The 19994-nt window shown below is 43.3% G+C and carries 21 protein-coding genes; 7 read left to right on the forward strand and 14 right to left on the reverse strand.

Annotation, left to right across the window (positions count from 1 at the left end; translation table 11 throughout):
- Positions 1-49: 49 nt before the first annotated feature.
- The 4 genes from ptsG to M1E06_RS13865 form a co-directional block, all read right to left on the reverse strand.
- The gene (ptsG, locus tag M1E06_RS13850) at positions 50-2146 is read right to left on the reverse strand and encodes a glucose-specific PTS transporter subunit IIBC (RefSeq protein ID WP_020451176.1); all 2097 of its coding nucleotides are present in this window, start codon (positions 2144-2146) and stop codon (positions 50-52) included.
- Positions 2147-2369: 223 nt separating this feature from the next.
- Positions 2370-3215 (reverse strand): glucose PTS transporter transcription antiterminator GlcT, encoded by an 846-nt coding sequence (gene glcT / locus M1E06_RS13855; protein ID WP_003181243.1) that lies wholly within the window; start codon positions 3213-3215, stop codon positions 2370-2372.
- 137 nt (positions 3216-3352) lie between these two features.
- On the reverse strand, positions 3353-4324 hold the full coding sequence (locus M1E06_RS13860; protein ID WP_020451175.1) for a LacI family DNA-binding transcriptional regulator: 972 nt from the start codon (positions 4322-4324) through the stop codon (positions 3353-3355).
- A 211-nt stretch (positions 4325-4535) separates the two neighbouring features.
- A complete protein-coding gene (locus tag M1E06_RS13865; protein ID WP_020451174.1) occupies positions 4536-5261 on the reverse strand; it encodes an NPP1 family protein in 726 nt (241 codons plus the stop codon).
- A gap of 473 nt (positions 5262-5734) precedes the next feature.
- Between M1E06_RS13865 and M1E06_RS13870 the strand changes: the two genes are divergently transcribed.
- Positions 5735-5869, forward strand: a complete 135-nt coding sequence (locus tag M1E06_RS13870; RefSeq protein ID WP_003181237.1) for a hypothetical protein — start codon at positions 5735-5737, stop codon at positions 5867-5869.
- Between the two features lie 70 nt (positions 5870-5939).
- Here M1E06_RS13870 and M1E06_RS13875 read toward each other — a convergent pair whose 3' ends face one another.
- From M1E06_RS13875 to M1E06_RS13900, 6 genes are all read right to left on the reverse strand, one after another.
- Complete coding sequence (locus tag M1E06_RS13875; protein WP_023857301.1) at positions 5940-7034, reverse strand: M24 family metallopeptidase; 1095 nt, start codon at positions 7032-7034, stop codon at positions 5940-5942.
- Positions 7035-7238: 204 nt separating this feature from the next.
- Positions 7239-9146, reverse strand: coding sequence for a heavy metal translocating P-type ATPase (locus M1E06_RS13880; RefSeq protein WP_020451172.1), 1908 nt, complete (start codon positions 9144-9146; stop codon positions 7239-7241).
- A gap of 255 nt (positions 9147-9401) precedes the next feature.
- The gene (stoA, locus tag M1E06_RS13885; RefSeq protein WP_020451171.1) at positions 9402-9893 is read right to left on the reverse strand and encodes an endospore biogenesis thiol-disulfide oxidoreductase StoA; all 492 of its coding nucleotides are present in this window, start codon (positions 9891-9893) and stop codon (positions 9402-9404) included.
- A gap of 63 nt (positions 9894-9956) precedes the next feature.
- Entirely contained in the window at positions 9957-11297 is a 1341-nt protein-coding gene (locus M1E06_RS13890; protein ID WP_020451170.1) for a polysaccharide biosynthesis protein, read from the reverse strand.
- A 179-nt stretch (positions 11298-11476) separates the two neighbouring features.
- Positions 11477-12085: a cell wall hydrolase gene (locus M1E06_RS13895; RefSeq protein WP_020451169.1), complete on the reverse strand. Its 609-nt coding sequence runs from the start codon at positions 12083-12085 to the stop codon at positions 11477-11479.
- Positions 12086-12314: 229 nt separating this feature from the next.
- The gene (locus M1E06_RS13900) at positions 12315-12533 is read right to left on the reverse strand and encodes a hypothetical protein (protein WP_371268714.1); all 219 of its coding nucleotides are present in this window, start codon (positions 12531-12533) and stop codon (positions 12315-12317) included.
- 142 nt (positions 12534-12675) lie between these two features.
- Here M1E06_RS13900 and M1E06_RS13905 point away from each other — a divergent pair, with 142 nt between their 5' ends.
- The gene (locus M1E06_RS13905; RefSeq protein ID WP_003181225.1) at positions 12676-12864 is read left to right on the forward strand and encodes a YkvS family protein; all 189 of its coding nucleotides are present in this window, start codon (positions 12676-12678) and stop codon (positions 12862-12864) included.
- Between the two features lie 316 nt (positions 12865-13180).
- On the opposite strand, the gene M1E06_RS13910 is transcribed toward M1E06_RS13905, so the two are convergent.
- The 3 genes from M1E06_RS13910 to M1E06_RS13920 form a co-directional block, all read right to left on the reverse strand.
- Positions 13181-14035 carry a DUF1672 family protein gene (locus tag M1E06_RS13910; protein WP_020451167.1) on the reverse strand — a complete coding sequence of 285 codons (855 nt, stop codon included), beginning with the start codon at positions 14033-14035 and terminating at the stop codon, positions 13181-13183.
- 368 nt (positions 14036-14403) lie between these two features.
- Positions 14404-14757, reverse strand: a complete 354-nt coding sequence (locus M1E06_RS13915; RefSeq protein ID WP_020451166.1) for a hypothetical protein — start codon at positions 14755-14757, stop codon at positions 14404-14406.
- Positions 14758-15283: 526 nt separating this feature from the next.
- Positions 15284-15628, reverse strand: a complete 345-nt coding sequence (locus tag M1E06_RS13920) for a DUF1433 domain-containing protein (protein WP_023857304.1) — start codon at positions 15626-15628, stop codon at positions 15284-15286.
- 50 nt (positions 15629-15678) lie between these two features.
- Between M1E06_RS13920 and M1E06_RS13925 the strand changes: the two genes are divergently transcribed.
- The 5 genes from M1E06_RS13925 (at position 15679) to M1E06_RS13945 (ending at position 19532) form a co-directional block, all read left to right on the forward strand.
- Entirely contained in the window at positions 15679-17106 is a 1428-nt protein-coding gene (locus M1E06_RS13925) for a phage hydrolase (RefSeq protein WP_020451164.1), read from the forward strand.
- 11 nt (positions 17107-17117) lie between these two features.
- Positions 17118-17450: a hypothetical protein gene (locus tag M1E06_RS13930; RefSeq protein ID WP_020451163.1), complete on the forward strand. Its 333-nt coding sequence runs from the start codon at positions 17118-17120 to the stop codon at positions 17448-17450.
- A gap of 555 nt (positions 17451-18005) precedes the next feature.
- Positions 18006-18488 carry a DUF2975 domain-containing protein gene (locus M1E06_RS13935; RefSeq protein ID WP_020451162.1) on the forward strand — a complete coding sequence of 161 codons (483 nt, stop codon included), beginning with the start codon at positions 18006-18008 and terminating at the stop codon, positions 18486-18488.
- Between the two features lie 10 nt (positions 18489-18498).
- On the forward strand, positions 18499-18720 hold the full coding sequence (locus tag M1E06_RS13940; RefSeq protein WP_020451161.1) for a helix-turn-helix domain-containing protein: 222 nt from the start codon (positions 18499-18501) through the stop codon (positions 18718-18720).
- 20 nt (positions 18721-18740) lie between these two features.
- Complete coding sequence (locus M1E06_RS13945) at positions 18741-19532, forward strand: DUF817 domain-containing protein (protein WP_023857306.1); 792 nt, start codon at positions 18741-18743, stop codon at positions 19530-19532.
- 295 nt (positions 19533-19827) lie between these two features.
- Here M1E06_RS13945 and M1E06_RS13950 read toward each other — a convergent pair whose 3' ends face one another.
- Positions 19828-19974, reverse strand: a complete 147-nt coding sequence (locus tag M1E06_RS13950; protein WP_020451158.1) for a hypothetical protein — start codon at positions 19972-19974, stop codon at positions 19828-19830.
- Positions 19975-19994: the final 20 nt, after the last annotated feature.

Raw genomic sequence — 19994 nt, forward strand, 5'->3', positions numbered from 1 at the left:
TATCATACAGCCGTACATGTCATCTGACAAGTACGGCCATTTTGTGAATTTATTTTTCAACGCGGACGATATCGTCCTGTGTCAGGCTGACATTGCCTTCTGCCTTTAAGCTCACGCTTTCGCCTTCTTGAAGGTTCGTGAACACGATCGGCGTCATCAGGGAAGGTACGCTGTCCTTCACTTTTTCAATGTCGACTTCAAGCAGTTTCTGGCCCGGCTCAACCCGGTCACCTTCAGAAACAAATGCAGTGAAGCCTTCACCTTTCAGGCTGACCGTATCGATTCCAAAGTGGATCAGAATTTCTCTGCCGCCGTCAGACTGCAGACCGATCGCATGCTTTGTCGGGAACACGTTCAGCACTTTCCCTCTTACAGGTGACACAACTGTGCCTTCTGCAGGAAGAATCGCGAATCCGTCGCCCATCATTTTTCCGGAGAATACTTGATCCGGAACATCTGTAATCGGATGAAGCTCACCAGCAAGCGGTGAAACGAATACTTCTTCACCTGATTCATTTTGAAGAGGCTCGACCATGACTTCTTCGATTTGCTGCTCTACTTCCTCGGCAGCGTTTGGTGCTTTTTCAGGACGCGGCGTGCGGCCTGACATAATGTCTTGCATTTGCGATTTTAAATTGTCGGATCTTGGTCCGAAAATCGCTTGGATGTTATTGCCGACTTCCAGCACGCCGGATGCGCCGAGTTTTTTCAAGCGCTCTTTGTCAACTTTCTTCTGATCGTTGACTGTGACGCGAAGTCTTGTGATACAAGCGTCAAGGTGTTTGATGTTTTCTTGGTCACCCATCGCCTCTAGAATTTGATAAGGAAGATCTCCTGCTGCTTCTTTGCCTTCATCAGCGGATTCTGCAGCTGCATCTTCGCGTCCAGGCGTTTTCAAGTTGAACTTGCGGATGGCAAATCTGAATCCGAAGTAGTAGACGACAGCCAGGACTAAACCGACAGGAATGACAAGCCACCAAGCTGTACGGTTCGGCAGAATTCCGAACAGGAAGTAGTCGATCAAACCGCCGGAGAATGTCATCCCGATCTTAACATTTAAAATGTCCATCATCATGAATGACAGGCCGGCAAACACACAGTGAATCGCAAACAGAATCGGAGCGACGAACAAGAATGAGAATTCGATCGGCTCAGTGATCCCTGTTAAGAATGATGTCAATGCTGCTGAACCCATAATACCGGCAACAAGCTTTTTGTTCTGCGGTTTTGCCTCATGATAAATAGCGAGCGCTGCCGCAGGAAGACCGAACATCATGAACGGATACTTACCGGTCATAAATGTACCCGCTGTCAAATCGACGCCGTCTTTGATTTGCGCCATGAAAATTCTTTGGTCACCGCGGACAATTTCTCCCGCCTGATTCGTATAGCTGAAGAACTCGTACCAGAACGGCGAGTAGAAAATATGGTGCAGACCGAACGGGATGAGGGCCCGCTCAATCATTCCGAAAATGAGAGCTGCGACCGCTTCATTTGCTGCAAGCAAGTTTGTCGAAAAGCTGTTCAGCGCGCCTTGGATCGGCGGCCAGATAAACAGCATGACGAGTCCCAGCAGCAATGCACAAATCGATGTAATGATCGGAACAAAGCGCTTTCCGGCAAAGAATCCTAAATACTGCGGAAGCTCGATTGTGTAGAATCGGTTGTACATGGCAGCGGCCAGGACACCGACAATAATACCCCCGAATACCCCCGTTGCCAATGTCGGTATGCCGAGCATTGTCGTGTATTCCGGATGGTTTTGAGTAAAGAACTGTGCTCTTTCAACTGCGTCGCTTGGAATCGAACCGTTTTGAAGAAGCACTGCACTCATCGTGACATTCATAACAAGATATCCGATAATAGCGGCGATTCCGGCAACACCGTCGCCGTTAGCCAAACCGATGGCAACCCCGACTGCGAAAAGGAGCGCCAAGTTGGTGAACACGACGTCACCTGAACTTTCCATCACTTTCGCAACAAGCTGAACGGTGCTGTTCGTTAAGAATGGTGCGACTTTTGTCATCTGCGGATTTTGCATGGCATTACCAAGCGCGAGCAGAATCCCTGCAGCCGGCAGGATCGCAACAGGAAGCATCAGCGCCCGTCCAATTTTTTGCAGAACGCCAAATAGCGATTTAAACATGTTTTAACCCCCTCTAAGGATAGTTTGACCTTACAGCAAAAATTCATGACAACTTCGTTCAAAAGACTGCTTTTTCATCCAAATAAACCGTTTACATTTCGCCTTTAGAACGACAAAAAAGGCATGGGTGAAAGCGGGTACACTAAGAAACAAAAGACAGCGTCTTCATTTCTTCCCTTTTTTCACTCATGCCTGATCGAATCAGTAACACGTTATAAAGGCGTTATGAAATTTTATTAGTTAAACGGTACAAATGCAATGTCAAATAAACGGCTTCTGCCTCATGAACCGGTTTCTTGAGCGCTTGCTGCAAGATCTTGATCATCTTCCAAGCAGTATTGTAACACAGCGGATATTCCGTTTTCAACAATAACATTAATTTTTCCGGCTCCTGAATCGGCTCGTCCCGTTTAATCCTGTCGATCGTAAAGCGCAAGTGCCTGATCAGCCGCAAATAGTTCACACTTTCCCTGTTGACCTGCATCTGGAACGAATCCTCGATGACCTGGACAAGCCTGGAGATCAGTTGGGAATGCTGATTGACTTCAGAAAGCGGGCGGTTCGTCATCGCACTGTGGATATGAAGTGCGATAAACCCGATTTCGCCTTCAGGCAGCTGAATGTCTGATTTTTCATTTATCATATCGACGGCTTCTTTGGCGACTTCGTATTCCTTCGGATAAAGCGATTCCGTCTCAAGCAAAAACGGATTCTTCATATCAAATCCCTTTTCTAAGCGCTTAACCGCAAATGCGATATGGTCCGTCAACGCGACATGAATGTGTTCGTTCAGCGGCTGGCCGATTTTTTGCGCGATATGGTAGATAACATCATTGGCGATATCAACCATTTTTTCATCGACATAAGTGAGGAGCTTCTTATACTGCGATTGTTCCTTATCATTTTCCAAGATAAACATTTTTTCATAGTTCTCATGTTCGATAAGATCTCCGCGCTTTTTGCCAAAACCGATTCCTTTGCCAATCAAGACAACTTCTCTGTAATCATCATGGAGAGCGATTAAAACGTTGTTGTTGAGTACCTTTTCAACGGTAAAGGATCTGTTCACGATCCTCAGCTCCTTTTTGTCATCAATCTCTCATATCGTACAAAACTCATGAAAGCGCGTCAATTTATTTTGACCTTTTTGATGAAAAATGTCGAAATTTGATCACTGTCTGGAAAATGATTGATGTTTTGATTACATTACACAGTCGCCCTTTTGATCAGCTTGTATGGAACGGTCTGTTTTTCCGGGCCGGCACCGCCGATTCTTTTTCGCAAAAGGCGAAACGCATGCTTCCCCATTTCCTTTATATTAATTTTGATCGTTGAAATGCCCAGCACTTCACTGATTGGCTGGTTGTCACAGCTTAAAATGGCGAGGCTTCCGGGAATATCCACCTGATGACGCTGCGCTTCAAGAAACATACCAGCTGTTACTTGGTCGTTGGCGATAAAAACAGCTGTCGGCTTCTCCTCCATCTCTCTCCATTCAGAGAACAGCTTTTGCCCGTCGGTTATCGTCAGCGACCGCTCGAATACCCATTCTTCCCGGTAAGGCTCCCCGATCGCGGCCAAAGCTTCCTTGTATGCCTCAAGGCGAAAATGGCTGTTCATGCCATTTTTCCTTGCCAAACCAATGGCGATTTTTGTGTGCCCCTTTTCAATCAAAAAATCCAGTCCTAACCGGAAAGCATCTTTGTGCGGAATGCTGACCGTTGAAAAATACCGTTCGCTTGAGTCCTGGCACAGAATGAACGGACCGGTCTCATGCCAGTCCAAAAGCGCTTCATCAGACATCGCTTTTGAACAGAAAATCAGGCCGTCCACCTGTCTTTGTTTCAGCTGCTCCAATGCAAAAATTTCTTTTTCCAATTGATAATTTGTTTGATAAAGCGAAAAGTGAACGCCTTCCTTTGCAGCTTCTTCAGCGATTCCTTCCAGCAGCTCGCCGAAATAAGGGAGGCCGATGGTCGGCAGCACAACACCTATCATATTTGAAAAGCCTTTGGATAAATGAACGGCATGCATATTCCTTGCATATTCGAGACGTTCAATCGTCTCAAGAACTTTTTGGCGTTTTTCTTCTTTGACATACGGATGGCCGTTGAGAACCCTTGAAACAGTCGTGATGGAAACCCCTGCGGTTTCAGCTATTTCCCTGATATTTGCCATTCGTTTCCCTTCTTTCTTTCAAATCTTTTCATACATGCCGGATCATTTCGCGTCATAAAGAAATTATATCGCTTGGAGACGTGGATTTTGATCGTTTTCGAAATTTTTTTCGGGGTTCTATAAATATGAAGAAAACAGTGAAGAAGATGTACGGAGAAAAAAACCGGCTGATATGAAAATATTTCACAATCAGCCGATACACGAAATATTTTTATCTAAACCATGCTTTTCCAAGGTTATTCATGAAATTGTGATCATTGAAAGGAACGTTTGCGCTTCCGAAATCCGTCGTGTTCAATGCGTTTCTTGCGGCGGGCGTCAAATCTTCCCATCCGATGAGAGGCTGGGTTCCGCCCTTTGCGCTGTCCACATATAAACTGTGGTTAATCGGTGCTTGAGGAGCATCATAGCGGATTTTCGGATGATCACCTTCCATGATCTTGTTGTTTGGAGCTGTTTTTTGAAATTTACCGTGCTGAGAATAAGCGATGGAAAACACTTTTGGATTTTGATTTGCCGGGTTATCGATCCATACGACGATTCCTTCCCAGTCATGTCGATGGCCGAATGCATTAAAAGGCAGAGGTGAATCTTTAGGAAAATACCATGCGTACATAATCGCCCATACTCCATTGTACCATGCAGAGCGGGAGTACACTTGTCCCACGCTTTTGCTGCAGTGTCCTTCGGGCGCTCCGGTAGGCTCCAGGCCTCCGCTTGTATTGCCTTGTGCGTCAACTGCGGGAAAAGGCACGCAGCCGCTTGCGACCTTTAAATAAGGCTGAAAACGTTTGGCCGCTTTTTGAGAAACCGTCACAGGGGTTACTTCACTGAAGCCTTGCACTTTGTCATGATCAATCACTTTCGCGTCAGCTGCCGGTACGATACTGACAAAAGCAAATATCGACAAAAACAGTACATATCCTAATGTTTTCACTCTTTGCTAGCTTCCTTTCATAGATAATGGACTTCAAATCATTAGAGAAGTTTTTTAACGCTTATTTGTGTGGGGGTGAATCCGCAATCATTGCGGGGACTGAAATATCTGGATGAGAGATGAAATTGTCTGCGGCAGATTTAATTTGTCAGCGTTTGTCCCATTTAATCCCTCCCTTCTTTTGAGCTTAGTATACAAATTTTTCACATGAGAATAATGATGCAATCCGATTATCTTTTGATCAATCTAAATCCCCATAATAAAAACAAAAAGGCGCTGTAGATTCATTCATCAAACGATCATCAGAAGACTTTTTCAACGTCAATCATATTAAGCGGCTAGGCAAAATTCCTGAAAACCCTGACATCAGGGTTTTTTATTAATTTAGGGCTTGATATGGAAAGCGTTTCATAATTTAGAATGAAGGCAGCACCGGTGCTGAACACGTTTTCATTCCAGAAAGGGGAAGAAAAATGGGTATCTTCATTCTGATTCTATTATGTATCGTTATCGTACTGTCTTCAAAAGCAGCGATGAAACCGCTTAAAGAAAAACACGAGATCAAACCATTCCGTTCCTTTGACGATTTTTTCATTTCAAAGGATTGACGCGGGTAATAAGACAAACGATTCACGTCAGCATAAAAAAGAACCCGCGCGCGGGCGCGGGTTCCGTTTTTTATGAAATGACAGTCAGCTCTTTTGGATACTTTGTCAGCGCTTCTGCTCCATCGGCAGTGACAAGTACATCATCCTCGATGCGCACCCCTCCGATTTCCGGCACATAGATGCCGGGTTCAATCGTGTATACCATACCTTGTTTTAAAAGCTCATCATTGTTATGGCTCATGGACGGGTATTCATGAGGCGAAATCCCGAGCCCATGCCCGAGACGGTGAGGAAAGTAATCGCCATAGCCCGCTTTTTCGATGATGCCGCGCGCTTTTAAATCAAGATCGCCGATTCTGACACCGGGCTTACTCATCTTAAGCGCCTCTGTTTCGGCCTGAAGCACCGTATCATATATTTCTTTTTGTTTTTCACTCACATTTTGATACACGAGCGTTCTTGTAATATCAGAGCAGTATCCGTCAATGATCACGCCTAAATCAAAGAGGACGAAATCGCCCGGCTTAAGCGTGCGGCTGCCCGGGTTTCCGTGCGGCTGTCCTGACTTTTCTCCGAAAAGGACCATTGTGGAAAACGACATCCCCTGGACTCCTTTTTTCTTCAGCTCATACTCGATTTTAGCGACGACATCGATTTCCGCTATCCCCTCTTTTAATGCGGCGGCTCCTGCTTCGACTCCGTAATCGGCAAGCTTGGCCGCTTCACGGAGGATGCTGATTTCTTTTTCGTCTTTGATGACGCGGATTTGGTTCAGCCTTTCTTCCGCAGAGACAAGCTCCGCACCGCTTGTGACCGCCTGCAGCATTTCGGCGCGCGACAGAGCAAGCGTTTCTTTTTCAACCGCCACTTTTGAACATTGGCTGTTTCGCTTTTGAAGCGCTGAAGATATGAGTTCCCAAGGGTTTTGATGATCCCCGTATCCGATGATCTCATACGCCCAGCCGGCTGCTCTCGCCTGACCGGCCTCCATTTGCGGACAAACAAAAAACGGCTCTTCATCTTGAAAAATAAAAACGCCCATCAGCCGTTCGTGCGGTTCTGTATAAAAGCCGGTAAGATAAAATACGTTTTCTTTTGAATGAATAAAAGCCGAAGATATGTTTTTTTCTTTCAGCCAGGAAGAGATTTGTTTAATTCTTTCCATGCTCCTTTTCACTCCTTGAGACAGTTTCCGTACCATACATTTAACATGTAAAAGCATCACATCCATTGTATCAGTTTTTCCCGTCTCTTGCTCACCGCTTATGTATTGTGGGGATGCCACCCGCTTCGATTATTGCCGCCTCTTCCTCAAACAGCCCTCTGATGTGAAAAAACGGCTGCCGTTAGCATGCAGCCGTTTCTTTATTTAGGATTTCAGCAGCCTGAGACCGTTTAAAATAACAAGCAGCGTGCTGCCTTCATGTCCGATGACACCGAGTGGCAGATCAAGAATTTGAAGAAAGTTGCTGCAGATTAAAAGACAGATCACACCAAGAGAGAAAATCACGTTTTGTTTAATGATCGTATTCATTTTCCGGGAGAGCCGAATCATTTTGGTCAGTCCTGTCAATTCGTTTTTCATTAAAACAACATCCGCTGTTTCCAGTGCGACATCTGTGCCTCCCCCCATTGCGATCCCCACATCAGCGGCGGCAAGGGCCGGTGCATCATTGATTCCGTCTCCCACCATAACGATTGTTCCGTATGTTTTTTTCAGCTTTTGCGCTTCCTCTACTTTTCTGTCAGGAAGGCATTCTGAAACGACGATTTTCAAGCCCGCTTCTCGTGCGATGGCCGCTGCGGTTTCAGGCTGGTCCCCGGTCAGCATTGCCGTCTGAACACCAAGCGCATTCAGCTCTTCGATCACCGCTTTAGCTTCCGGTCTGATTTGGTCTTTTAATGCAAAACACCCCGCGATTTTTTCGCCTTTTTTCACGAACACAATTGTTTTTCCCTGCTTGGCAAGCTCCTGAACAGCCGTCGTGAGAAATTGCCCGGCTGCCTCTTCCCCGACAAATCCGGCTTTGCCGATCAGCCATGTCTCTCCATTATATCGAGCCTGAACGCCAAACCCTGACGTCTCCTCGATCGACACATTTGCGGGAAGCTCGATACCTTTTGCTTCTGCATACTCGACAATCGCTTTGGCAAGCGGATGGCCTGACTGCTTCTCAATCGCAGCAGCAGCCTCCAAGCATTCGCGCTCCTCGATATCAGCAGCTAAAAGCATATCTTCCACGCCGGGCTTTCCGTTCGTAATCGTTCCCGTTTTATCCAATGCAACGATTTTGCTGTTGCCGAGTTTTTCAAGAAAAACACTGCCTTTGACAAGCAGGCCGTTTCTTGCGCCATTCGAGATCAAAGACAGCGCGGCAGGCATGATTGAAGCGACAAGGGCACACGGCGAAGCGACGACCATGAACACCATCGCTCTGTAAAATGTCTCGCTCCAGCTCCAGCCAAGCAGAAAATGTGGCAGAAAGAGCAGCAGTCCGACAGCAAGCAAAACCCCTTTAACATAAATATTTTCAAACCGCTCAATAAACGCCTGTGACGGCGAAACACTGTTTTGTGCAGACTCAACGAGCCGAATGATCTTTTTGAACAACGAATCTTCATTTGTCTTTGTGACACGGACGGTGAGCGATCCGCTCAAATTGACTGTACCCGCAAAAACCGCGTCTCCGAGGGTTTTTTCCGCGGGGATTGATTCACCCGTTAGTGCCGATTCGTCGATACTCGTTCTTCCCGATTCGATCTCCCCGTCTGCCGCAATGCGTTCCCCGGGTTTAATAAGAATGAGGTCGCCCGCTTGAAGATCGGCCGCCGCCACGGTTCTTGTTCTTTCTTCTTCGAGCAAAACGGCTTCCTCCGGCTCCAATTTCATCAGAGATGTCAAATCGCGTTTGCTTTTATTTAATGTATACGTTTCAAGCGCCCCGCTGAGAGAAAAGATAAAAATTAACACGGCCCCTTCAGCCCAGTAGCCGATCAGCGCTGACCCGACCGCCGCAAAAATCATCAGAAGTTCAACATTCAGCGTTTTTTCCGCCAACGTTTCTTGTATGCCTTCTTTCGCTTTGGCAAAGCCGCCGATACAAAAAGCTAAAATAAACAGAACAACGGACAATGTTTTATTGCCGGACAACAGCCAGCCTGCAAGAATCAACAAACCCGACAAAAGCGCAGCAATCAATTCCCCGTGCTGCCTCCAATTTTCAAAATGAAACGTGTGACGGTTCTGCTGCGATTGTTTCCCGATCTCTAATTGCATCTCCAATATCCTCCCTAATTGAGAATGTAATTCATCGTCAATTTCCTTCTTAAAAAACAAATTGCCGCCTCATCGGCAGCATAAACATGGAGTATTTTATTTATATAAAGGGTATGACTGCTTCTTGTCCATTGAACACACCCTTTTCTATTTCTCATTATAGCACGGCTTTCTACGTTTTCAAATAATAATTATTATAATTTCTTCATGATATTAATTATCATTTAGATTTCAAAAAAAAGCTGAACCCCCGGCTCAGCTTTTCCCTGCCCATTCTTTCATTTGTTCCACAGTAATGGGTCCGACAACCGATTTCTCCAGCTCTCCTTTTTCGTTAAAGAAAAATGTTGTTGGAATCGTCATGACATTGTAGGCTTTCATCATTTCGCCCTTTTTGTCAAAAACGATCGGAAATGTCAGCTTGTTTGCTTTAATAAACTGTTTCACCTTCTGTTCGTTTTTTTCGGCATTCAGCAGATTCACGGTCACGAGCTTTACTCCGGATTGCTTGCTTTCATAGTAGGATTGGAATCGCGGAAGCTCTTCACGGCACGGCGGACACCAGGTCGTCCAAAAATGAACGATCGTCTTTTGGCCTTCGGCGGGAATGACGACGCGCTGCCCCTCCACCGTGTTCATCTGCATGACTGCCGGAGAAGCATGTTTTGCAGAGGCCTGCGGCTGAAATACGAAGGCTCCGAAAAAAAGCAACAGGATGAGCGGATAAATAAGACTGATTCTTCGCATATGAACTCCCCTTCTTTTTAGTATTAGCTTCCCCGCAAAAACCAAAACTATGAAGAGGGTCAATCAGCGGCTTTCAATTCTCGGAGATCGGGATTTGTTTGTCAAAAAAAGCGTGACGCCCAGCTCTTTGCAAATCGTCACATAATGCAGCGCCGTCAGCAAAATCATTCCGGTATTCATCGCTAGGATGATCCCCGTCATCTGCAATGTCTGCATGGATCCGAGAACATACATCATCAAAAACGACAAAACACTGGCCCATACATTATGATAAAAGGCATCTTTGGCCAACCCCATTCCGATTAAACAGGCCTGAAACGGCATGGCAAAAAAGTGAAATAAAAAATACGGCCACAGCATTTTCAGGTAAAACGACGCCTTAACCGAATCGAAAAATAAGTGGGTCAGCGGCTCTGCAAAGTGATACATCACCATAACGGACGGTATGCCGTAAAACAGCGTGATGAAGATCGCCTGTTTAATCCGTTTGATCACTCTTTCGTATTGTCCGTAAGCGTAGCTTTCGGAAATGCTCGGGATCATGACGACCATCAGTGAATGGGCGATGAAAGCCGGAAAAAAGCCGATTGTCATCGCCACCCCCGAAAGCATGCCGAACTGGTCGATGGCCGATGTTCTCGATACGCCAGCGGCAAGCAGCGTCCCCTTCACCAAAAAAGGTTCAACTGCGTTTGTCACAGCGTGAAAAACGCGCAGCCCTGTCGTCGGGATCGAAACAGTGAGCAGGCGCTTTAAAACATCATTTCTCCGCAGGTGGATCTGCTGCCCTTTTTGAGCGGCGCGCCTGACCAAAACAAACTGAGAAAACAGATAAACAAACACGACCACTTCACTTGCAACAAGGACAAACAACGAGATCAGAAGAGAAGTATCCAATTCAAAGGAATACCATTGAAAAAATAAAAACAAGCCGATGAGCTGAAAGATTTTTTTCAGGGCATTCGCCGTTGCGATTTTACCCATTTGCTGAACGCCCATGAAGTAGCCTCTCGCGATCGACGTAAAGGCAACCGTAGGGATCATCCCGATCACAAGCCCTCTGATCAGAGGGTGGTAAGAATCAAAAACCGGAATAAATGGAAGAATGATCACTGCAGCTGCCGTGGAAAAAACCGTGCAGACCGCAGTCATCCGCAATGCATGTTTCAGCATGCTTTCGTGCAGCTTCGGGGTGGACTCGGCGATAAACTTCGATATCGATACAGGCAGCTCAAGGCTCGCAATCACCACAACTAAAAAAATGGAAGGCAAAACACTCATGTAGAGCCCCATGCCATGCTCGCCAAGCTCCCGTGCAAGAATCATGTTGATGACAAATTCAAGACATTCTGCAAAAAAAGCAGCTAGCGAAAGAAGAACAATTCCTTTTACAAAACGGTTCATGAGGTCTCTCCTTGTCTCACGGGTTTATCCCATCATATGAGACAAGTCTAAAAATTATTTTCTTTTTCATTGAAAATTGATTTTCATAAAGTATCAAAAACAAATTTTTTCTTGGGGGGTGAAAAGTGAGAAAGAATTGCATATAAAAAGCAGTCAAGGCGGATGGCCCTGACTGCTTTTTAGATCGCAAAGACATGATTGCCGATGCGCTTCACGACTTTTCTTGTTTTAATCCAGTCATCAGAAGCGATGTCGGGATTATAGAAAAATAAAGCGTCTGTTTCTTTTTTATTTTGATCTACCGCTTCTTCCACAGCTTCAACTGATTCGCGGTCTGCTTTTTTCTCGATGCTGCCGTTTAGAACGGGCTCAAAAGCGTTTCTTTGATAGATCACGCTTTTTACGCTGTCAGGAAATCGGCCGTCTTCCACCCGGTTCAGGACGACATTGGCAACAGCCACTTTTCCTTCAAATGACTCGCCTTTCGCTTCGGCATGTACAAGCCTTGATAAAAGATCTTTTTCTTTATGTGAAAGATCCGTCGTCTCTTCATCAGCTTCTTCTTTTTCCTGCTCCTCTTCAGCCGGCAGATGCGCGGCTTCAATGAAGCTTTTTTCATCTGTTAATTGAAAAGCAGGATTTTCTTCCTGTTTAAGGCTTTCCATCAGCCGTTCCATTTCCTGTTTATCTTTTTTCGAGAACAACATGACAGCTTGAGCATGTTCGATTCTTGCTGCCGGCAGCATGCAGATTAAAAACGCAGCTAGCGCAGCAAATTTCGATTTCATTTCCTTCCTCCTTGTCAAATCTTCATCGAAAAAAACATATGTTTTACACTAACAAGACGAATCGCTGATTTCATTGCCAAAATGTTGGCATCCCTTCCATCAAACTGTCCGGTTGTCACATTATTGCAGACGGCCGGACGATTTCATGCAGAGAATACCAAAATCTCCAGAAACATATGGCTTCACACAAATAAAAAAAGCTTTCTCAGCCGGTCTGAGAAAGCCTTTTTCAGCTTCTTGCCTCTTTCATATATTGAAATATAATATCTCCGCCATGCTGGGCAATGCCGCGAAAATGCTTAAAATCTTCCTGCTTTGTTAAGATGGCTCTGAAAGAAAGAAAATCTTCTTTTTTTACGTGGAGTTCATGAATGCTCCCTGACCTTAATTGCTCGATCTGATCGATGGCATTTTGCTCTGTCACCTGTTCTCTCCCCTTTTCTCTCATCATCTTTAACTAATTAACTATAACATTAAGTCACACCGGGTACAACAATAGTGATGCCGCTTCCCAAATTGCTTTACTTCTCCAAGAAAATATTGCAAAATACTTTCAATAGGTTAATTTACTTTAAAGGAGAGGAAGTCACTTGAAAATTGCAAAAGTCGGGAACGTCATCGAATTTAAAAACGGACTCACCGGAATCGTAGAGAAAGTAAACGAAAACTCTGTGATCGTCGATGTTACGATTATGGAAAACTACAGAGACTTGGAACTGGACTCCTTAACCGTCGTCAATCATAAAAACTATAAAATTATTAAAGATTCCCTGCATTAATCAGCCGCCCTTTACAGCACATATTCACGATTTCCACGCAGCTTTATTTCCACAAGTTTTTCTGCAAAAGGAAAAACCGTCTGCCACCCGGGTCCGGCGGTTTTTTTCCTCTGTTCCCTGCATCGTCCCGAAGAAGTTTGTGAAGCATCGCGCCGCGCCGTAATCGATGCCGCTTTTTGATTGAACAGCTGAAAAAACCGGCGACCGTGCGGAATGAAATGAAATACCCGACCGCTTTCCGGCTCCTTAAAACATTATTTTAAAATAGATCTCCGTATCAGTACATTTTCAATTTCATGATCAGTTTAGGAAGACATTATCGTCCAAGCGTGCTTTTTCTTGGATTAAATCCTAAGTTTTTATCGATTCTATTGTCATTCAAGTAAATGCTGTAAGTCCCTGGTGCCAGCTCTTCCATGTCTTCAATATCCTGCACCACTTGATTATAAATGCGTTCACTTGGCCTTGTATGTGCTTTTTTCATATATAAATTTATATTGATATCACATGATTTTGGGGTGATTTCTTCATCTTCTAATTTTTCCTGCCAGTCTTGTTTGCTTCTTTTCGGGTTTTCTAAATATGCTGAATAAAGGTCATCCTTCCAATCAGCAGTTAAAGAAACAGCATAATAAGGCGTCTGATATCCCTTACCGCTTGTGTTATCAACGGCTGCCTGCGTTTTGCCTACAATCGGCTCTTCTTCTGTTAGCTTCTCTAAATAGTAATCTAGCGCGGCAAATTCGTCTTCAAAAGCCAATGCGTATATCGCGCTTGTAATCGAGTCTTTCACGTCCAACTCCGATGAACGGATCGCGTCAGTCTGCACCTCTTTCTTGTCCAAATCAATTTTAATTTTTGCACTTGTGTAGAAATGCAATTTTCCGACCGATTCAGCATACACAGTAACAAATCCATGCCCTCCGACAATGTTATGGACTTTTACCTTTGTTCTATATTGATCCAAGAAATAATCTTTTACGGTTTTTTCAACCTCATCTCGATGCGCTTCCGCGATCTCAGCGGTTTCTTTCTGATAACCCCTGCTCTGAATATGAAAATCTTGTCCTGTGTAATCTTGGACGCTAATGTCAGACTCCTCTCTGTTCTGACATCCGCCTATAAATAAAAGTAAACCAATTCCAAGCGCTGCTGCTTTTTTATATTTCAAAACTGTATCCTCCAGTTCATACTGCAATAACCTTATACGTTTTTATTGAATCACGTTCCATGTTTGCTAATTATTAGGCACGCTTCATTATAAATCATTTGAAGTGTATTTTTGGTATTATGCATAAAAAATAAGACAATAGAACTAATAAAATTTGTGTCATTCTCGCTTTTTGAGTTCTTTAGTTCTAGGTAAAAGTTCTTTCCAAAAAGAATAGACGTGCAATGATGCACGCCTAATCAACATGAATATCTTTTTATTATTGTGAACTTGTGCGTTTTTGAAAGTGGTTTCCCGATAACCAACTATCATATTAAAGCTTTAATCCCTATAATCTTAAAATGAATTCACCTTTCGTTTATTACACTTCACACCAAACTCCGTAACAAATTATAATAAAGTGTTTTACAGCCTATTTCATCATGCTCGTTGTCTTCCCATCTTAAAAATGCCCAAAACTGTAATTTATCCATTTTTAAAGGAAACTTATGATTGATATACTCTTCTTCACAGTCCTTAATATGTGGAAAGTCAGCAAGTACCTCTGTACAAGCTACGCTCAGCATTTCTATTTCATCGTCTGTCGGTTCCCCGTTAAAATAGCCTTTCCAGTATAACGTTTCATTTTCTAACTTGACTGCGAGTCCCCTTAATTTGTATGGAATTGCCCCCAATAAAGCGTAATGGCAACTGATGATTAAATTATTCAATGCCGAATCCATATTTTCAATATTCACCTCAGTATATTAAGCTTTTTCTAAAGTATACCCTTCCTCACAAGATTGAGCTGAGCTAAATCGTTCCGGCTATTCATGGGAACGTTGTAGAAGTAAGGAAAAAGGTTCACTCATTTTAAAAGGGTTCTTTAATATCCGCAATCTTTTCTTTTATGGCGTACCCAAAACATCTATGACGGACTAATATCGACATCCTCATTAGGGAAATATCACGACAGGTTCATCAAAAATTAATATAGATTTCTCAGGGATCTGAGTTTAACGGGCACCGTTTATTTGGCTCCTCAGTCATTCGCTAACTTTCTCGTAAATCTCTTCGAAAATCTCTTTTTCCACCGGGTAAAGCTCACCCTTCATGCCTGTAACGATGTAATGCTTTACGGTAGGTTTAAAACAAATACTAGAAATGATATCACAACATTATTTATTATCAGGGGTAATAAAACTGATTAGTTAAACAAACGTGAGATAAAAATAGAAAAAAGCCCGCTCAATCGAGTCGGACCTTTTATTAATAATCGCAAATTTTATCTTTACATTCGGGCTTTCTTTCAGCATCGACTGTGAAGGACCCTACTTCGTCATTTGACTTATCATAAATACCCCATATTTTCTTTTGCTTATCACCATTTAGATACCCTTTAATATCAATTCCGCCCATTGGGTTCACTTCGTAGTCATCAGAATAATCAATTGACTTAATGTCCTCATAATTCGTTTTAATAAAGTCTGTCATTCTTTCCTTAGCCAAATTATAAAGCTCTTCTTTCTCTCTGTTATCATTTTGTTGCTTCATAAATATTCCTCCAAATGTTATAATGACCAGAGCAAGAAGGATAATTATGTATTTTTTCATAAAACCATCCTTTCCTCATAACATTTTACATAGTTTGCGGGGTTATGTACATGAATAAAAAGAGCGATATTCCTAATTTAACAGATAAGGATTATTATTTTCTTAGCCAAAACACATATAGTAGCAATAAAATGAAAGAAGCTTTCAAGGATAGAACACCTATAGAGAGTAAATCAAATAAGGCTTATTACGTTGATAAAATTAAAAGGGACTCTGACACCGGACTCGACGCGTATGTATTTGTTCAAGCGAAGAAAAAGGACGGTAAATGGGTTAAACCTGACACACCAAAAAACGTCGTCGTAGCCTTCGCGGGAACAGATCCTAAGAACCAATTCTTCCAAGATGTTATTGACGCTGACGGCGGGAACGTTGTAATGGGAATTGACCCGAAAAAGAAGGAACACTACATAGTCGAAAAAGATGCGAAAGATACTTCTAAAACACTCGGAAAATATAACGGAACTCCGACACAAGACTCGATGCTTAGCACCGGTAACTACAAGTTAATTACGAAAACGTCCCAAATCGGGCAAGCTGACAATCTGGTGCGGGAAGTTAAACAAAAGTATAAAGGCACCTCGACGGTCATTTCAACAACCGGACATTCTCTCGGCGGCGCAGAGGCTGAATACAGTGCGGTCAACAATAATGTCTATGCCGTAGCGTTTAACAGCCCTTCAATCGTCCACCTACACTCTGCGGAGCAGCAAAAAAAAATTAATAACGGTGAATATGACCGATCCATAAAATCGATTATCAACCCGGATGATATGGTCGGGGCCGGCTGGTGGAACGAGTATGACCGGCACAACGGTACGACAATTTATACGAAGGACCCTGAATTATCAAATGCGGTGCGCGAGGCGAGAATGCAGGGCGATGTATTCCAACAAATCGGGCAAAACGCTGGGTATTTCTTTCAGACCGCAATCTTAGGAATGCCTGATACGCATTGGGTCGGAAGTAATAACTTCACCTTCGACGAAAACGGCAACGTTCAAAATATAGAGGGCGATGAGCTCATTTATGACAAAAATTTAAAAGCGATGCTCCCACCGGAAGTTGCATCCGGAAGTGGCGCAATTAAAGTAACACCCGCCGTTGCCAAACAGCTCGCGCAAAAAGTAAATGCGATGATCAACGATCTGCGGACGATGAAACGCGAAGCCGAAAACGCTTATCAGGAACACGACGCCGAAATCAACGACCTGAAACACGATACCTACCGTCAAGTCGGCCACGGTTTATACGACAAGCTGACACTCGAAGATGTAAACAATACGCTGAAAAACCTGGCGCAGTCGTTTGACAAAAAAGGCAATCCGCTCTTTTACGATGTTCATGCCGAAAAAGCGTACATCGCCTCATTACAAAATACGATTTCAGATTTAGAAGACATCAGCAGGCACCTTGCTCAGATCGCAAAAGATTTTAAATCAAAAGATAAAATGCTGGCAAACTGGCTTAAGCTTTAGGAGATGACATAATGGAAAATTTCAATAAACTAGCCTCACTCAACAACTTAAACGGTGATCAAGAAGATACGCTCCTCATACGGCGCAATCAGCTTCAAATGCTGAAAACGGGCATGAGGGTATCAGCCGCAACGAAGCTTGAAGGCATTAAAACGACACTAAGACCGAAGTTTAAGATAGACGATATACAAAAAGAAATGAACAGCGTCTATTCATCGCTTCTCTACAGCTTTGAAGGAAAAGCGCAAGAGGCGCTTGCTCAACGAATCAGCCAAAGCGCCCAGCAGCTTATTAACACGGAGCAGGACGGAGAAAGTTTTGTGAATGGATTTAAGACGAGATGAAGGCGCCTTAATTGGCGTCTTATTTTTATTTAAATCTAACAACATTCTCTTTTCTGTTTTCACCACACTAATCGTCTTCGGTCTTCACCTCAAATAACTCCTCGACTTCAACCCGAGTCTTCACGTTATGGGCAAAGACATGCCAATCGGTAGCTGTTTTATTGTCTCCTTGTTGACACATATTCCTTTATGGTACGTTTGAGCTTTTTCACCCTAGGATTTATTTGACGATATGGTTCTGCTGAGTTCCGGTTAACTATCGCATAACCAGCGTTTTTCAATCCATTGACTGTCTCGAACCTGCGTTCATATAAGCTATCGTTCGAAAGACGCTTTAAGCTTGATCTTTTCGTTTGGCGGAAGCCGCAAAGGTCCAAAAGAGGTGATGTATACTCCGCTGACGTATTTCTTTGCATAGCTTTATAAACGCTTGTCTAAAATCAAAAAGATATCATACCATAACAACAACAAAATCACCTTTATCAATAATTTTTTATTGTAAAACGATAAATAATGTGTTAAATTCAAATCGACAAAATAAGTGAGGTGCTCTTTATGAAACGTGGATCAACACTCTTTTTAAAGATGGCTGTTATTCTTATTGGAATCCCAGTTCTTGCTTTGTGCATATTTTTCGTGCCGAAGATAGCGAATTTTGCAGCTGATTTGTATCCAGATATTTCTTATCTGAAATATCTCGTTTATATCGATTTGTATGCAGCGGCGATACCTTTTTACTTTGCTCTGTATCAAGCCTTTAAACTTTTAAGCTATATTGACCACAATAAAGCTTTCTCGAAATTGTCTGTACGGGCTTTAAAGAATATAAAATACTGTGCAATCACCATCAGTATTTTATTAGCGGCAGGCATGCCGCTCTTCTATCTCATCGCGGAGATGGACGACGCTCCTGGCATCATACTAATCGGACTGGTCCTTATTTTTGCTTCAATGGTTATCGCCGTCTTTGCTGCTGTTCTCCAAAGGCTATTGCAAGAAGCGATTGATATAAAATCAGAAAATGATTTAACAGTCTGAGGTGAAAACAATGGCAATTATTATCAATATTGACGTGATGCTTGCTAAAAGAAAAATGAGCGTAACGGAACTTTCTGAGAGGGTTGGAATCACAATGGCGAATCTTTCTATATTAAAAAACGGAAAGGCAAAGGCTATTCGATTATCAACTTTAGAGGCGATTTGCAAGGCTTTAGAATGTCAACCCGGAGATATTTTGGAATACCGAAGTGATGAAGACACCCATGATTAAAAATTTAGCCTATTCGGCGGATGAGAGCACTAAATCAACTCGTTCGTTTTGGTTGGGAGCAGTCCTTGTCATGTTTATTTCCTGTCGTTATTTTTGCCTCTTTGGCAATTACACAAATCATCCCTCTTCCCTTCCTGCCGCGGTATGACTGGCTGCTCATCATCTGCCTTCTCATGCAGTGGTGGATGGTGTATTCCGGGCTTGAAACAAGGGATGAACTAAAGGTGATCACATTGTTCCACCTTATTGGACTAGCTCTTGAACTTTTCAAGGTGCAAATGGGCTCCTGGTCTTATCCAGAGGAAGGTTACTCCAAAATCTTTGGAGTGCCTTTATATAGCGGCTTTATGTATGCAAGTGTCGCCAGTTATCTTTGCCAGGCGTGGAGGAGGCTTAAGGTTGAACTGGTTAAGTGGCCGCCGTTTTTCGTCGTTGTACCTCTTGCCGCTGCGATTTATTTGAATTTTTTCCTCCATCATTATTGGATTGACGTCCGCTTTTGGTTATCTGGACTTGTAGTAATTGTCTTTTGGAAATCATGGGTCATATACGAGGTTAATGGAATTCGTTACCGTATGCCGCTCGCACTTTCTTTTGTGCTCATCGGATTTTTTATATGGATAGCCGAAAATATCGCAACGTTTTTTGGAGCCTGGACATATCCAAACCAAACCAGCGCGTGGAGTCTCGTTCATCTAGGAAAAGTGAGTTCATGGCTCTTACTAGTGATTGTCAGCTTTCTAATCGTGGCCACATTAAAACTGGTTAAGGAGAAAGATTCCACTAGAGTGGATGCCGGTCAATTTTTATAACTTATTTTAAAGGGTATCAAAGAGCTATGGGACCTGTTGCAGACATCAATAAAAAATTTTCTTTAAGCTGATCATTCACATATCGAATTACTCCTTTAGTAGGTCATAAGACTTGATCACCAAGATTCATTTTCCTGGAGAAAACGTTGAATCCTCCGTCCTCTTACGTATCCTATTAGTTGGAGATCGTTGGCGAATGGATTACGAAATAAAAGGATATGATATTACAGTGGTATACGATTATAAGGAATAACCGGACGGTCTTTATGGCCGGTGAGACAACTGCGATTATCCGCTATTCAAGAGCCCGGTGAAGGACGAAATTTACCTTCGGATGCTGCAAATGTGGCATAAATAAGAGCATATAGAATTCAGGCGCCTTAACAGGCGTCTTTTTGTATTGCTTTAATTGCGGTATGCCGAAAATTTTTTCATTTTTCAACCTATTATCTCCCTAAGTAT

This window comes from Bacillus sp. AK124, assembly GCF_053903085.1.